A 15,287-nucleotide genomic window follows, 5' to 3' on the forward strand; every position below is an offset into this window, starting at 1 on the left:
CTCGGGTAGCGGAATCTCGGCGGGTTCCTCGCGGCGGGGTCGACTTCTGAACTAGCTCCCTACTCGGCGAAATCGCTGTCCTCGTGAGGAAGCCGCTGAGACCACGCCAGGGTCGGCTTGCCAAGCCGGCCGATGTTCCGGATCCGGCGCTGACAAGATCAAAATCATTCTGCAAGGAACTCCTGAGTCACCCGTCCAGGCCGCCGATCCCAGGGGCGTCAGCGATCGATACGGGACCTGGCGTTCACGTGGTTCCTTTTTGGTCTGTCCTTTATTATGGTATGCAAAAAAGTCCAGTAGGGGCTCGCGGGCAACGGCCCGTCCATCGCACGTGCACGACATCAAGACGGGAGAACTCCATGAGTAATCGAGTCGCCTTCGTGACCGGTGGCGCGCAGGGGATCGGTGAAGGGATCTCCAAAACACTGGGCGCGCAGGGATTCTGGGTCGCCGTGGCCGATCTCAACGTGGTGCGCGCGAAGGAGACGGCGGAGGCCATCACCAGCGGCGGGGGCAAGGCGATCCCGGTCGAGGTCGACGTGACCGACTCGGGTTCGGTCGCGGCGGCGGTCAAGGCAGCGACCGACGAGTTCGGTCCGGTCGAGATCGTGGTGAACAACGCCGGCTTCGACGACTTCATGAAGTTCGTCGACACCACCGAGGACTTCTGGGACCGGATTCTGGATGTGAACTTCAAGGGTGCGCTGCGGGTCATCAAGGAGGCTGTGCCCGGCATGATCGACCGCGGTTGGGGCCGGGTGGTCAACATCGGCTCGGACGCCGGTCGGGTCGGATCATCGCTGGAGTCGGTGTACTCCGGGGCGAAGGGCGGGATCATCGCCTTCACCAAGACCCTCGCCCGGGAGGTGGCTTCCAAGGGGATCACGGCCAACACCGTGTGCCCGGGGCCGACCGACACCCCGGCGCTGCGGAAGTTCGCGGACAGCTCAGGGCAGGACGCGGAGAAGGTCATCGGCGGCATGACCAAGGCGGTGCCGATGCGCAGGTTGGCGGCGCCGGACGACATCGCTGCTGCGGTGTCCTTCTTCGCCTCCGACGCCGCCGGGTACGTGACCGGGCAGACGCTGTCGGTCAGCGGCGGCCTGACGATGGCCTGATGACAGACGGGCCGGGCGGAATGGGGCGGGAGGACGAGGGATTGGGCGCGCAGGACGACGTGTTGTGGTCGGCGGTGCACGAATACGAGGACATCGGATACGAACGCAGCGAGGACGGCATAGCGAAGATCACGATTCGCCGTCCGGAGGTCCACAACGCGTTCCGCCCGCAGACCCTCGTGGAGATCTCCGCGGCGTTGCTGCACGCCAGGGAGGATCCTGAGGTCGGCGTGATCATCCTGACCGGCCAGGGAACCGAGGCCTTCTGCTCCGGCGGCGATCAGCGGGTCCGCGGCGACACCGGATACCTCTCGGAACCGGGTGCGGAACAGGCCGTCGGCCGGTTCCACGTGACGGACCTGCAAGTGCAGATCCGCCGGCTGCCGAAACCGGTCGTCGCGATGGTGGCCGGTTATGCGATCGGCGGGGGCAACGTGCTGCACCTGATCTGCGACCTGACCATCGCCGCGGACAACGCGCGCTTCGGCCAGACGGGGCCGAAGGTCGGATCGTTCGACGGCGGTTTCGGCGCGGGCCTGCTGGCCCAGCTGGTCGGTTTCAAGCAGGCCAAGGAGATCTGGTTCCTGTGCCGCCAGTACGACGCCGCGACCGCCCGCGAGATGGGCCTGATCAACACGGTGGTCCCGCTGGCCGACCTGGAACGCGAGACCGTCGGCTGGTGTCGCGAGATGTTGCAGCTCTCGCCGTTCGCGCTGCGGCTCATGAAGTCCAGCTTCCACGCCGCCGAAGACGGCCTGTCGGGCGTCCAGCAACTCGCCCACGACGCCAACCTGCTGTTCTACGCCACGGATGAGGCCAAGGAAGGGCGCGAGGCGTTCAAGGAGCGGCGTGCTCCGGAGTTCGGACGGTTCCCGCGGCGGGCTTGACCGAGGGATCGTGGAGTCCACAAGGGACTGAAGTCATCAAGCACGGGCGACGTCCGGTTAGGAAGAGGTTCGGGATGGCGGAAACCAGTGAATCGGCGGTGGTGTGGCGCAAGGTGGCGGATGCCGTCCTGCACATCACCTTGAACCGCGCCCCGGCGAATGCGCTCGGGCCGCCGATCATCGACGGCCTCAACGCCGCGCTGGACGAGGCGGACGCGGACGAGGCGGTGAAGGTCATCGTCATCTCCTCGGTGGTGCAGGGGTTCTTCGCCGCCGGAGCGGACATCAAACACATGTCCTCAGTGGACTCCAGGTCGTTCACCGCTTACGGGGACGCACTGCGGGCGGTGCTGGACCGGCTCGCCGCACCAGAGCGGATCAGCGTCGCCGCAGTGGACGGGGTCGCACTGGGCGGAGGTCTTGAACTCGCGATGGCCTGCACGCTTCGAGTGGGCGGCGCCGACGCCCGCTTCGGGCTCCCCGAGGTCAAGCTCGGCCTGATCCCCGGGGCAGGTGGAACCCAGCGGCTGCCGCGCCTGGTCGGGCGTGGCCGAGCGCTCGACATCATGCTCACCGCGCGGCAGGTCCCGGCCGCCGAAGCGCACGCGATCGGATTGATCGACCGGCTCGCGGTGGCGGGTGCGGCCGAGCAGGACGCGCTGGCGCTGGCCGAGCAGCTGCGCGGTCCGTCGCTCGCGGCGCAACAGGCGGTCGTGCGCACCGTGGACGCCTCCTTCGACCGGCCGTTGCCCGACGGGCTGGCCTACGAAGTGGCTCAGATCCAAGGTTTGTTCGAGCACGGCGAGGCACGGGAAGGCATCGCGGCCTTCCTGGACAAGCGTCCGCCGAAATTCGCCTGACCCCCGTAGACCGGCGCGTGCGGGCGCGCCGAACGGGCTCGCCGCGCTCGGCCCCGGGGCGCGTGCGCGGCGAGCTCCGCTCGGGGGATCGTGCGGAACATGTGGAACAGGAAGAGGAATCCGCCATGTACGGAGTGAACATTTTCAGCGCCGGGTACGGCCCGGAACGTTTCCGTCGTGCGGCGGACCTCGCTGTGCAGGCCGAGGATGCCGGGTTTGACGCGGTGTGGACCGGGGAGCTGTACAACCGGTCCGCGACGGTGCCGATGGCGACCCTGGCCGCGGCCACCGAGCGGGTCCGGATCGGGTCCAACATCGCCTACGGCGTCGGCCGGTCGCCGCTGGTGTGGGCCGCGGAAGCGCGCGATTTGGAGGAGCTCTCGGGCGGCCGGGTCGTATTGGGGCTGGGCAACGGAACGCCGAAGATGATGGAGCATTGGCACGGGGTGAGCGGGGAGAGCCCGGCGGTGCGGATGGAAGAGCTCGTCGAGGTGCTGCGCAAGCTGTGGCGGCTGCACGAAGGCCCGGTGGACCACGACGGCCGGTTCTACACGGTGCACGTGCGGCCGACCAGCGAGGTGCCGCCGCCGTATCGGGAGCGGTTGCCGATCTGGACGGCCGGAGTCAATCCGCGGATGGTCCAGGCGGCGGGCCGGGTCGCCGACGGTCTGGTCGGGCATCCGATGTTCACCGGGAAGTACGTCGACGAGTTCGTCCGCCCGGCGTTGGAGAAGGGAGCCGCGCACGCGCAGCGGTCGACGGATGAGATCACGTTGATGGGCATCGTGATGTGCTCGGTCGATGCCGACGAGCAGGTGGCGCGGCGGCGGCTGGCTTACGCGATCGGGCAGTACGCGCCCTCGCGGGTGTACGACCGGTTCTTCGAGTTGCACGGCTGGTCCGCGCAGCAGCAGGAGATCAGGGAGGCCGCGCGCAGCGGTGACGACGAGGCGCTGGTGGCGGCCGTGCCGGACGAGGCGATCGACGCGATCGGGGTGGCCTGCACGCCGGACCGGATCTCCGAGAAAGTCGCACGGCACACCGCCGGATTCGACCACGTCAACCTGGTCGTGCCGCCGTGGGGGCTGAGCCCGGAGTCCGCGGAGGAGTCGACCCGGCTGATCATCCAGGGGATGCGCGGAGCGCTCGGCCACCGCGCCGCGTAGTTCAGCGACCCATTCCGCGGGAGAAGGAGCGAGACATGCAGGACGCGGTGCTGGTCGCCGGTGCCCGGACGCCGATCGGGCGGTTCCTCGGTGGGCTGAGTGCGTGCACGGCCACCGACCTCGGTGCCGTCGCGATCGGAGAGGCGCTGTCCCGGGCGGGCGTGGAGCCGTCCGAAGTGGACTCAGTCGTGCTGGGAAACGTGGTGCAGGCGGGAAACGGCGCCAATCCGGCGCGCATCGCGGCCGTCGCGGCGGGGCTGCCGATGTCGGCTCCCGCGACGACCGTGAACAAGCTCTGCTTGTCGGGACTCGCGACCGTGGCGCAGGCCGCCCAGCTGATCGCCGTGGGCCAGTGCGAGGTGGTGGTGGCCGGCGGCATGGAGTCGATGTCGAATGCGCCGCACCTGGCCAGGCTGCGCGCGGGGCGGAAGTTCGGCGACGCGCAGCTCGCCGACGCATTGGAGAACGACGCGCTGACCTGCGCCTTCGACGGGATTCCGATGGGTGCCGCGACCGAGCGCTACCAGGAGGGCATCTCCCGCGCCGAGCAGGACGAATACGCCGCGGAGTCGCACGCCCGCGGCGCGCGCGCCGCTGCGATCGGCCACCTGGCGGCCGAGGCCGTCCCGGTCGCCACCCGCGGCGACGCGGTGGAGCACGACGAAGGAATCCGGCCCGGCACGACCGCCGAGAAGCTCGCGCGGCTGCGTCCGGCGTTCTCCGCCGACGGGACGATCACGGCAGGGTCGTCCTCGCAGCTGTCGGACGGCGCCTGCGCGGTCGTGGTGATGAGCAAGCGCCGCGCCGTGGAGCACGGGATCGAATGGCTGGCCGAACTCGGCACTTATGGCACGGTGGCCGGCCCGGATCCCTCACTGCTGTTGCAGCCCGCCGGCGCGATCCGGGACGCGGTGCGCCGGGACGGCGCGGTTTCGGTGGCCGATCTCGAGCTGGTGGAGATCAACGAGGCGTTCGCCGGGGTTCCGATCGCCTCCACTCGGGAGTTGAGCCTCGATCCCGGGCGGGTCAACGTCAACGGCGGTGCCATCGCGCTGGGGCACCCGGTCGGGATGAGCGGCGCCCGGCTGGTCCTCTCGCTCGCGCACGAATTGCGCAGGCGGGGTGGCGGCATCGGTGCTGCGGCGCTGTGCGGTGGTGGTGGCCAGGGCGACGCACTGCTGCTGCGGATACCGGGCTGAGGCCTCTGCCTTTGAGCTCGTCTTGCTTGGTGGGTCAGGTAGCTGTTGTGTCTCGGGAGGTTGTGAACGGGGGACACGGGGCGGATGATCTTGGAATGAGTGAGGACCTCCGGGTTCGGTGTGGATCACGACATCTGCACCGAATACCTGGAGGTCCTCGTGTGTCACCGTAACGCTCCGTTGACTGAGACGGGCAGGCTGCGTCTGGCTCGGTGTGTCGTGGACGATCGCTGGCCGTTGCGGCGTGCGGCTGAGCGTTTCCAAGTCTCGCCCAGCACCGCGCAACGGTGGGCGGATCGGTATCGCACCGAGGGCGAGGCGGGGATGGCAGACCGGTCCTCGCGTCCGCATCACAGTCCGCGGCGCACTCCGTCGCGCACCGAGCGGCGGATCATCAAGGTCCGGGTGATCCGCCGGTGGGGGCCGGCACGGATCGCGTTTTTGCTGGGCTTGAACCCGGCTACCGTGCACCGGGTCTTGGGCCGCTACAGGCTGGCCCGGCTCGCACACCTGGACCGGGCCACCGGGCGGGTGATCCGCCGCTACGAGTACCCGCAGCCCGGCGGCCTCGTCCACGTCGACATCAAGAAAGTCGGCAACGTCCCCGACGGCGGCGGCAGCAAAGTCCTCGGCCGCCAGGCCGGCAGCCACAACAGCCAGGCCACCGTCACCGACCGCCGCCGCGCCGGCGGGAAGAAACCCGCCATCGGCTACAGCTACCTGCACAACGCCGTCGATGACCACTCGCGGCTTGCCTACACCGAAATCCTTCCCGACGAGACACGCGAAACCGCCGCCGCGTTCTGGCAACGAGCACACACATTCTTCACCGATGCCGGGATCACCGTGCTCCGAGTACTGACCGACAACGGCTCCTGCTACCGCTCCCACCTCTGGACCGCCACACTCACCGCCGCCGGCATCACACACCTCCGCATCCGCCCCTACCGACCCCAAACCAACGGCAAAGTCGAACGCTACAACCGCACCCTGCTCGACGAATGGGCCTACGCCCAGCTCTACCTCTCCGACACCGAACGCCGAAACGCCCTCCCACACTGGCTCCACACCTACAATCACCACCGCGGCCACACCGCACTCGGCGGCCACCCACCCGCCAGCCGCGTCCCCAACCTCACAAGACACAACAGGTAGCGGAACCTCAGCGGTTTCCTCCCCGCGAGAGCGATTTCCGACATGGCTCCACTCGGCGAAATCGCTGTCCTCGCGAGGGAACCGGTGAGAACCCGCCTCTGGCCGTTCTGCTTTGGGGGTCGTTGCTCAGCGGTTCCGCCGGTGACAGGACAACGTGGCCCGGCCGCCGCGTGCCGATTCGATCTTGGCATCCGGGGGGATTGTGGTACCGCCTTCGCAGTCGTATGGTCCAAAGGTCAGACCTTAAGGGAGGCGATGTCGAATGACGGGCGAGCTGGTCCGGTACGAGACCGACGAACACGGCGTGGCCGTGGTGACGCTGGACGATCCGGACACGCGCAACGCGCTCAGCGATGAGCTCCTGGACGAGCTCCTGGACGCGGTGCACGCGGCGAAGGCCGACGACGACGTCCGCGTCGTTGTGCTCGCCTCCTCGCACGACCGCGTGTTCTCGGCCGGTGGCAACCTCAAGGCCTTCGCCGACGACCGCCCCGCGGTGACCAAGTACGCCGGTCTCGACCGGTTTCCGCGCCTGTTTGAGCTGATCGGCGGCCTCGGCAAGCCGGTGCTCTGCGCGGCGGGCGGCGACGTGCTGGCCGGAGCCCTGGGGCTCGCGCTCGCGTGCGATCTGGTCCTGGCCAAGGAATCGGTGCGGTTCGGCTGTCCGGAGATCAACGTGGGGGCCTTCCCGTTCATGATCTCCGCCCTGATCTACCGGAACGTCGGCCGGATGAAGGCCAACGAGCTGATGATGCTCGGCGAGAAGATCAGTGCCGCGGAGGCCCGCGAGCTCGGGATCGTCAACAAGGTCGTCCCGGACGCCGACTTCGACGGAGCGGTGCGCGACTGGGCGCGCAAGATCGCGGCGAAGTCCCCGCTGCTGATGAAGCTCGGCAAGGACGCCGTCAACAGCACCCGGGACCTGTCCCTCGGCGCGGCGCTGGACCACTTGCAGGGGCAACTCGCGCTCGCCTTCACCACCGACGACCTGGCGGAGGGAGTGCGCGCCTTCCGCGAGAAGCGCGAGCCGGTCTGGGCGCGGCGATGACCACGGCTACGCGACGCGAAATGCGCCGCCATTGTCGGGACAGGACATCTCGCCGATCGCGGACCGGCGTGGCCCCGAGCCCTGGAGGCAGTCGATGAAGTGCTTGGACACCGCTTACGAGACGCTGCTGCTCGCCGAACCGTCTCCTGGCGTCGTCGTGGTCACGCTGAACCGGCCGGACCGCTCGAACGCGATGACCGACACGATGTTCGTCGAGATGGAACACCTCGCACTCGGCCTCGACGACGAGGACGACTGCCGAGTCGTGATCGTGACCGGGGCGGGAACGACCTTCTGCGCCGGTTACGACCTCGCCGACGCCGACGAGCTCCCGGAACTCGGCGCGATGGCCATGCTCGACCAGCAGGAGCGTGCCGTCCGCGCGCTGCTGGCCATCCGGTCGATGCGCTCCCCGGTGATCGCCGCGGTCGAAGGCGCCGCCGCCGGTGGCGGCCTCGCGCTCGCGCTCGCCGCCGACATCCGGCTCGGCTCCGCGACCGCGAAGTTCAACGCGGCGTTCGTGCGGATCGGGCTCTCCGCAGGCGACCTCGGCACCTCGTGGCTGCTGACCCGGTTGATCGGTCCCGCCGCGGCGAGCGAGATCTGCTTCACCGGCCGGCTCGTGCGCGCCGAGGAGGCCGCCCGGATCGGTCTGCTCAACCGCGTCAGCGAGGGCGACGTGCTGGGCGACGCGGTGGCTCTCGCCGAATCGATCGTGGCCAACTCCCCTGGCGGCGTGCAGCTGTCGAAGCGCGCACTGCAGGCGAACATGGAGGTCTCTTCGTACGCCGCCGCGCTGGAGCTGGAGAACCGCGGTCAAGCGCTGCTGACCCGAGGCAGCGACATGCCCGAGGCGCTGGCCGCCTTCAAGGAGAAGCGGGCGCCCGTCTTCACCGGCCGCTGACCACGACATCTCGAAGGGAGGAGTGGCCATGGCCGCCTTGGACCTGCCGCAGCTCGACACGCTCACCCTGGAGCTCCTGAGCGAGGACGTCGCGGTGCTGCGCGTGAACCGTCCGGACCGGATGAACTCGCAGACCGTGCAGATGTTCTCGGACTACGGCAGGGCCGCGCACGCGCTGCGCGACAGCGGAGTACGGGCCCTGATCGTCACCGGCACCGGCGAGCGCGCGTTCTGCGCCGGGTTCGACCTCGACGAGATCGAAGTCATCACCCGGATGGGAGTCCGCGAATTCCTCAAGTTCCAGGGGACCGCCACGGGCGGCATCCAGGCGATCCGGCACCTGCCGTTCCCGGTCGTCGCGGCCGTGCACGGGCCGGCGATCGGGGGAGGGCTGGCGCTCGCGCTCGCGGCCGACATCCGGCTCGCGGCGCCGACCGCGAAGTTCAGCGCGGCCTTCGTGAAGGTCGGGTTGTCGATGGGGGAGTTGGGCACCTCCTACAACCTGAGCCGCCTCGTCGGGCCTGCCATGGCCGCCGAGATCGGCTTCACGGGACGGTTCGTCAAAGCCGAGGAGGCCGCCCGGATCGGCCTCGTCAACCGGGTGGTGGCCGGCGATGAGCTGTTCGGCGAGGCGGTGGAGACCGCCCGGATGATCGCGTCCAACTCCCCGGCGGGCGTGCGCATGTCCAAGCGGGCCATCCAGCGAAACCAGGAGATCACCTCGTACGCCGCGGCGCTCGAACTGGAGAACCGCGGACAGGCGCTGCTGACCCGCACCGAGGACATGCTCGAGGCGTTGGCGGCGTTCAAGGACGAGCGCGCACCGCGGTTCAGGGCGAGGTGAGCCGGATGAGCTGGGAATGGACTCCGGGAACTCTCGACGCGCTGTCTCTGTTCCTTCAGGTGCGCGGTCTGTGCGACGGCCCCGTGAGCGCCGAGCGCATCGGCGACGGGCACTCGAACTTGACCTATCTCGTCCGGGACGGCACGCACCGGATCGTTCTCCGGCGGCCCCCGCCACCGCCGGTCCCGCCGGGCGCGCACGACATGTTGCGCGAGGCGCGGCTCATCGCCGCGCTGGACGCCACCGACGTCCCGGTGCCGAGCGTTCTCGCCACCTCGGATGCCGGTGAGGTCCTCGACGTGCCCTTCTACGTGATGAGCCTGGTGGAGGGTCCGGTCGTGACCACGGCGACGCCGAGCCCGCTGGAGACTCCGCAAGCACGGCGGCAGATCGGCGAGTCCCTCGTCGACACCCTCGCCGACCTGCACGCGGTCGACTGGCGTGCTGCCGGTCTCGGCGATCTCGGCAAGCCCGAAGGCTTCAACCGGCGCCACCTGAACCGGATGGGACTCCTGGTCGCCGACGAGGACGGCTGCCCGCCGCCGCAGTTCGCGGCGATCCACCGCTGGCTGGACCGGCACGCCCCACCCGAGTCCGGCCACGCGATCGTGCACAACGACTTCCGCGTCGGAAACGTCGTGGTGGCGCCGGACGAACCCGGCCGCGTCGCCGCGGTGCTGGACTGGGAGCTGGCCACCATCGGCGATCCGCTGTTCGACGTGGGCTACTTCCTCGCTTCGGTGCCGGAGCCTGGCGTTGCCATGACGCCGACCGCGGAGTTCGGCACCGCGATGTGCGAGGACGGTTACCCGTCGCGGCGGGAACTCGCCGACCGCTACGCGCGGCGCACCGGCCGCGATCTGTCCGGTTTGGACTGGTACACCGCGCTGGCGCTCTGGAAGCTCGCGGTGCTGTACGAGTACGGCCGTCGGCGGGCGGTGCGGGGGGTCGGGGACCAGTACTACGCCGATTCGGGCCTGGTGCGGTCCTTCCTCGAAGCCGCGCACGACACCGCAGGACTCGAACCGCCGCGGTTCCCCGCCAAGGAAGAGATCGCGGAGACGCGGTGAGCCGCGCCCGCCCGGCAAGACGGCGGAACGCACAGCGCCGGAATCGGTTGACGAAAGGCGGCGAAGATGACGACGCGAGGGATCACGGTGCTGGCCGGCGGCCTGCGGGACACCCAGGCGGTCGCCGCGCGCGCGGAAGCGGCCGGGTTCGACGCCGCCTGGTCGGGGGAGTTCCTGAACCGCTCGGCGGTCGTCTCGGTCGCGGCCATGGCCGCGAGCACCGATCGGATCGGTGTCGGCTCGGCGATCGCCTACGCGGTCGGCCGGTCTCCGCTGGTGCTGGCCAACGACGCGAAGTTCCTCGACGAGATGAGCGGCGGCCGGTTCACGCTCGGACTCGGCACCGGAACCCGCAAGATGATGCAGGCGTGGCACGGAGTCACGGATCCGGACGGTCCTGCCACCCGCATGGAAGAACTCGTCCCGCTGATCCGGAGGCTGTGGCGGCTGCACGAGGAGCCGGTGCGGCACGAGGGGCGCTTCTACACCGTCGACATCACTCCCACGGCCGACATCGACGCACCGTTGCGGGCGGACATCCCCATCTACACCGCGGGCGTGAACTCCCGCATGGTCGAGGTCGCCGGACGGGTGTCCGACGGCCTGATCTGCCACCCGACCATGACCGATCGCTACTTGGCGGACGTCGTCCGACCGGCGATCGTCCGCGGCGCGGAGAAGACCGGCCGCTCGACGCGGGACGTCGCGCTCAAGGGCGTGATCATCTGCTCGATCTCCGACGACGTGCGGCAGGCGCGGCGCGAGGCGGCGGCTCAGATCGCGTTCTACGTGGCACCGAAGTCGTACGGCCCGGTGATGGCGGCATCCGGGTTCGGCGCCGAGGCGAGCGCGATCCAGCAGGCCTTCCGCAACCGTGACCACGAAGCGATGATCGCCGCGGTCTCGGACCGGATGCTCGCGGAGATGGCAGTGTGCGGCACGGCCGACGAAGTGCGCGATGCCCTGCCTGCGATCGAGAAGCGCTACGACCACGCGGCGCTGTACTCGCCCAGCTTCACGCTGGCGCCCGAGCGCGTCGCGGAGAACACCGAGGCGATCATCGAAACGTTCGTCGACCGTCCGCGGTGAGCCACCACCCGTTGCGGTGGAGCGGCCCAGTCGACCGGGCGGAGTCGACCGCCGCGCGGCACGAGTTCCGCGACGCGCGCGGTCAGGAATTGAGCGTGGCCAAGCCTTCGCGGACGAACCCGGTCACCACGTCCGCGAGATCGGGTTGCCGCGCCGTGGCCTTCGGCCAATAGGTGATCGAGAAGATCACGCTGAGGCAGGCGTGCGTGCCGGTGGCGACCTTCGCCTGCGATGCGTTCGGGAAGCACCGTCCGATGGTCGTTTCCCAGCGCCCGACGTACTGGCGCCGCCTGCGTGCGAAGTGCCGCTGCCACGGGTCGACCAGGGAGCGGTCCTCCCGCTGGTAAACGTTGACGAGGTGCCGGTGGTCGACGGCGAAGCGGACGTGGTGCCGGATCAACCGGTCCAGGTCCAGCTCGGGATCGTCGTGCACCGGCGCGGTAGCGCTCAGCAGCTCGTCGAGGGCCTCGTTGAACAGCGTCGCCAGGATCTCGTCCTTGCCGGAGAAGTGCCGGTAAAGCGCCGGACCGCTCAGGCCGGCACGCGTTCCCAGCTCGTCGACGCTGGCACCGTGGAACCCCTTCTCGAAGAAGACCGCGGCTGCCGTATCAAGGATCTTCCGGTCCCTGTCCACCCGGCTGAACCTACCACAATCCTGTGAACGATCGTTATCCTGAAGTGGCATCGTCCGCATCGGAGCGGACGCCGACGGAGGGCACGGGATCGTGCGCGCGGAGTTTCGGCACGGGGAGACCGGTGGTGGCGGAGGTGCTCGCAAGCGGGCCGAACTGCTCGACCGCGGCCGTCGGCTGCTGCAGGCGGTCGAGGGTCTGACGGGGCGCCGCAGGGGAGTCGTCCACGACCCGGCGGGCTTGGAATCCGCGCTGGTGGTCGTGGTGGGGGAGCTCGCGGAGGAAATGTCCGGCGGGCAGCCGGAATCTCGATTTGGGGCCACCTTGGCCGAGGTGCACGCGTTGCGGTTCGAACTCCGGGATCTCCTCGCGCGGGAACGAAGCCGGCGGCTCGACGCCGTCGAGTCGGAGCTCGGCCCGCTCCGCGACGTGCGGGACCCGGAACAGCTGCTGGGGCAGGTGTGCGAGGCGGTGGTGCGCGGCTGCGGGCTCGACCGCGTTCTGCTCTCCCGCGTCGAAGGCGTGACGTGGCGGCCGCACAAGTCCCACGCGATCGACAACCGCGAGGCGGAACGTACGTTTCGCGACTGGCTGCGGGTGACCCCGGAGGTCCCGCTGGCGGACATGCCGTTGGAGAGCGAGATGGTCCGGCGGCGCGGGCCCGCGATCGTCACCGATCCCACCGGCGATCCGCGGGTGTACCGCCCGCTGCTCGACGCGTCCGCGATGAACTCCTACGTCGCCGCACCCGTGATGCCGACCGGCCGGGTCATCGGTTTCTTGCACGCCGATCGCATGGCCGAGCCGGTCACTCAGCTCGACCGTGACGTGCTGTGGTTCTTCGCGGTCGGCTTCGGTCGGATCTTCGAGCGCGCGGTGCTGATGGCGAGGCTGCGGGAACAGCGCGACCAGGTGCGCTCGGCCTTGCAGGCGGTGGAGGAGGTGCTCGACGGGCTCGCGTCGGCGGAGATCGAACTCGGTGGCAACGACGCCGGGAGGCGCGGCGGGGGCGGCAGCCGATCCGAACGTCCGCCGCTGGAGCCCTCGCTGACCGGCCGCGAGCTCGAAGTGCTGGCGCTGATGGCCACCGGCGCGACGAACAACCGGATCGCCGAGGAACTGGTGATTTCCAGCGGCACGGTCAAGTCGCACGTCAAGCGGATCCTGCGCAAGCTGGGTGCGGAGAACCGCGCGGAGGCGATCTCGCAGTACCTGCGCCTGACGATGTAGCGGGGCGCGGCGCCGGGTCAGCCGGTGACGACCGCGGCGCGGGCGCGCAGCACCGCGTCCTCGCCGCGGGTGGCGGTGAGCTGCAACTCGGCGAGTCCGTTGTCGACCGAGCGCACTTCACCGGAGAACAGCAGGGTGTCGCCGAGGAAGACGGGAGCGGCGAACCGCACTTCGTACTCGCGCAGGTGCTCCACCCCGGCCCAGTCGGTCAGCCACGCCGCCAGCATGCCCGCGTGCATCTGCCCCATCGCCAGCACGCCCGGGAATCCGGCGGAGCGGGCGAACTCGGGATCGTGGTGCAGCGGGTTGAAATCCCCGCCCGCCCCAGCGAAGCGCACGACGTGGGTCTGGGTCACCGGGCCGACCTCCCGTGCGGGGAGCGACGTGCCGGGTCGTACCGCGACGGGTGCTCTCACTGCTGGTCTCCTCGCTCGATCAACGTTTCGTGGAGCACGACCACCGGCTCCGCCTCGGCGTCGAGGTATTCGGTCTCCAGGGTCACGAAGCGCATCCCCTTCTTGCGGACGTCCTCGGCGACTCGGCGCACGCCGCGCAGGGCGTCCCCGGCCAGCAGCGGCCGGTGGTAGATCCACTTCACCGAGCCCACCACGACGCGTTCGAAGGCCAGGCCGAGCTCGGCGACGAAGGCGCGCTGGTCCCGGTGGTGCCCGGCGACCACGACGTGCGTGGCCGTAGCGGGCACGTCGCCGAACCCGGCCCGCTGCGCGGCGCCGCGGTCGGTGTGCACCGGATCCGTCGCGCCGGTGGCTCGGGCGAACTCGCGGATCTTACCCCGCTCGACGTCGAAGGCGACCTCGTCCAGCGACTCTGCCGTCATCGTCGAACACCTTCCTATTTTGGTCTGTCCTATAATACCATTCGACCAATCACGAGATGAAGGGTTCGTTCATGGAGCTCGCAGACTCTCCGGCGGAGGCCCGGTTCCGGGGCGAGATCAGCAAGTGGCTGGGCTACGCGCTGCCGCAGCTGCCCTGGCCGGAACCGCCGGACCTCGAAGGCAAGGCGCCGTTCTGGCGCCAGTGGCAGCGGATGCTCTTCGACGCCGGATACGCGGGCGTGTACTGGCCGACGGAGTACGGCGGTCGCGGCGTCGACGAGAAACTGCGGGCGATCTTCAACGAAGAAGCCGATCGGGCAGGAGCGCCCGAACGCCTCAACATCATCGGTGAGGACTTCGCCGGCCCGACCATCATCGACTTCGGCACCGATGCGCAGAAGGAGCGCTTCCTGCGCCCGATCCTCACCGGTGAGGAGATCTGGTGCCAGCTGTTCTCAGAGCCGGACGCCGGGTCGGACCTGGCTTCGCTGCGCACCAAGGCGACCAAGGTCGACGGTGGCTGGCGCATCGAGGGGCAGAAGATCTGGACCAGTCGCGCCCAGCTCGCCACGCACGCGATTCTGCTGGCGCGCACCGGAGGTGGACCGCGGCACAAGGGAATCACGTATTTCCTGCTTCCGATGAGCAGCGAGGGCGTCACGGTGCGCCCGCTGTCGCACATGCTCGGTGAGGCGGAGTTCAACGAGGTGTTCCTGGACGACGTCTTCGTGCCGGACGAACTGGTCGTCGGTGACGTTGACGGAGGGTGGCGCGTGGCGATGAGCACGCTGTCCTACGAGCGGGTCGCGATCGCGACCGGTCGCGTCAACACGAAGCGCGCGGTGGACGACATCATCGCCGACATCGCCGCGCGAACCGGCGAAGACGCCCGTCCACTGGGGACCGATCCGCGAGTTCGCGAGCAGGTGGCCGACCTCTACGGCCGAGCGCTGACGCACTACCTCATCGGCCAACGGGTGATCACTCAGGCAGCGGAGGGCGGCCCGCCCGGTCCGGCGGCTTCGATTGGCAAGCTGTTCTTCTGCCCGCTCGTGGAGGACTTGGCCGATTTCCGGCTCTCCCTGGATTCGCTCGGCGGCCAGTTCGGCTTGGACGACGAGCAGGTCGCCGAGTCCCGCTGGTTGCGGCTTGCCAACCAGGCCCGGGGAACCGCGATCGCCGGCGGGTCGACCTTCATCCAGCGCAACATCATCGCCGAGCGGATGCTCGGGATGCCGAGGAGCTGA

16 protein-coding genes are annotated in these 15,287 nt (G+C 69.4%); 13 read left to right on the forward strand and 3 right to left on the reverse strand.

The window, feature by feature from the left end; all coding sequences use genetic code 11:
- The first annotated feature begins 359 nt into the window (after window positions 1-359).
- The 11 genes from H2Q94_RS12870 (at window position 360) to H2Q94_RS12920 (ending at window position 11,340) form a co-directional block, all read left to right on the forward strand.
- The gene (locus H2Q94_RS12870; protein WP_243794919.1) at window positions 360-1,118 is read left to right on the forward strand and encodes an SDR family NAD(P)-dependent oxidoreductase; all 759 of its coding nucleotides are present in this window, start codon (window positions 360-362) and stop codon (window positions 1,116-1,118) included.
- Window positions 1,118-2,005, forward strand: a complete 888-nt coding sequence (gene menB / locus H2Q94_RS12875) for a 1,4-dihydroxy-2-naphthoyl-CoA synthase (protein WP_258718695.1) — start codon at window positions 1,118-1,120, stop codon at window positions 2,003-2,005. Before H2Q94_RS12870 ends, menB begins: the two co-directional genes overlap by 1 nt.
- A 74-nt stretch (window positions 2,006-2,079) precedes the next feature.
- Window positions 2,080-2,865 (forward strand): enoyl-CoA hydratase/isomerase family protein, encoded by a 786-nt coding sequence (locus tag H2Q94_RS12880; protein WP_243794921.1) that lies wholly within the window; start codon window positions 2,080-2,082, stop codon window positions 2,863-2,865.
- Window positions 2,866-2,990: 125 nt separating this feature from the next.
- Complete coding sequence (locus H2Q94_RS12885) at window positions 2,991-4,031, forward strand: LLM class flavin-dependent oxidoreductase (protein ID WP_243794923.1); 1,041 nt, start codon at window positions 2,991-2,993, stop codon at window positions 4,029-4,031.
- A 35-nt stretch (window positions 4,032-4,066) separates the two neighbouring features.
- Complete coding sequence (locus H2Q94_RS12890; RefSeq protein WP_243794925.1) at window positions 4,067-5,230, forward strand: acetyl-CoA C-acyltransferase; 1,164 nt, start codon at window positions 4,067-4,069, stop codon at window positions 5,228-5,230.
- 159 nt (window positions 5,231-5,389) lie between these two features.
- Window positions 5,390-6,385: an IS481 family transposase gene (locus H2Q94_RS12895; RefSeq protein WP_243795576.1), complete on the forward strand. Its 996-nt coding sequence runs from the start codon at window positions 5,390-5,392 to the stop codon at window positions 6,383-6,385.
- A 262-nt stretch (window positions 6,386-6,647) separates the two neighbouring features.
- Window positions 6,648-7,433: an enoyl-CoA hydratase/isomerase family protein gene (locus tag H2Q94_RS12900; RefSeq protein WP_243794926.1), complete on the forward strand. Its 786-nt coding sequence runs from the start codon at window positions 6,648-6,650 to the stop codon at window positions 7,431-7,433.
- A gap of 94 nt (window positions 7,434-7,527) precedes the next feature.
- Window positions 7,528-8,337 carry an enoyl-CoA hydratase/isomerase family protein gene (locus H2Q94_RS12905; protein ID WP_243794927.1) on the forward strand — a complete coding sequence of 270 codons (810 nt, stop codon included), beginning with the start codon at window positions 7,528-7,530 and terminating at the stop codon, window positions 8,335-8,337.
- A gap of 28 nt (window positions 8,338-8,365) precedes the next feature.
- Window positions 8,366-9,181, forward strand: coding sequence for an enoyl-CoA hydratase/isomerase family protein (locus tag H2Q94_RS12910; protein WP_243794928.1), 816 nt, complete (start codon window positions 8,366-8,368; stop codon window positions 9,179-9,181).
- 5 nt (window positions 9,182-9,186) lie between these two features.
- Entirely contained in the window at window positions 9,187-10,251 is a 1,065-nt protein-coding gene (locus tag H2Q94_RS12915; RefSeq protein ID WP_243794929.1) for a phosphotransferase family protein, read from the forward strand.
- A gap of 66 nt (window positions 10,252-10,317) precedes the next feature.
- Entirely contained in the window at window positions 10,318-11,340 is a 1,023-nt protein-coding gene (locus H2Q94_RS12920) for an LLM class flavin-dependent oxidoreductase (protein WP_243794930.1), read from the forward strand.
- 82 nt (window positions 11,341-11,422) lie between these two features.
- On the opposite strand, the gene H2Q94_RS12925 is transcribed toward H2Q94_RS12920, so the two are convergent.
- Window positions 11,423-11,974, reverse strand: coding sequence for a TetR/AcrR family transcriptional regulator (locus H2Q94_RS12925; RefSeq protein WP_243794932.1), 552 nt, complete (start codon window positions 11,972-11,974; stop codon window positions 11,423-11,425).
- A 91-nt stretch (window positions 11,975-12,065) separates the two neighbouring features.
- On the opposite strand from H2Q94_RS12925, the gene H2Q94_RS12930 reads away from it, so the two are divergent.
- On the forward strand, window positions 12,066-13,202 hold the full coding sequence (locus H2Q94_RS12930) for a LuxR C-terminal-related transcriptional regulator (RefSeq protein WP_243794934.1): 1,137 nt from the start codon (window positions 12,066-12,068) through the stop codon (window positions 13,200-13,202).
- Between the two features lie 17 nt (window positions 13,203-13,219).
- Here the strand turns inward: H2Q94_RS12930 and H2Q94_RS12935 are convergent, their stop codons facing one another.
- Complete coding sequence (locus H2Q94_RS12935) at window positions 13,220-13,618, reverse strand: MaoC/PaaZ C-terminal domain-containing protein (RefSeq protein WP_243794935.1); 399 nt, start codon at window positions 13,616-13,618, stop codon at window positions 13,220-13,222.
- Complete coding sequence (locus tag H2Q94_RS12940; RefSeq protein ID WP_243794936.1) at window positions 13,615-14,040, reverse strand: FAS1-like dehydratase domain-containing protein; 426 nt, start codon at window positions 14,038-14,040, stop codon at window positions 13,615-13,617. The genes H2Q94_RS12935 and H2Q94_RS12940 overlap by 4 nt, the downstream gene beginning before the upstream one ends.
- A gap of 71 nt (window positions 14,041-14,111) precedes the next feature.
- On the opposite strand from H2Q94_RS12940, the gene H2Q94_RS12945 reads away from it, so the two are divergent.
- Entirely contained in the window at window positions 14,112-15,287 is a 1,176-nt protein-coding gene (locus H2Q94_RS12945) for an acyl-CoA dehydrogenase family protein (protein WP_243794937.1), read from the forward strand.

Source organism: Saccharopolyspora gloriosae (assembly GCF_022828475.1).
In the GTDB taxonomy this organism is placed as follows: Bacteria; Actinomycetota; Actinomycetes; order Mycobacteriales; family Pseudonocardiaceae; genus Saccharopolyspora_C; species Saccharopolyspora_C gloriosae_A.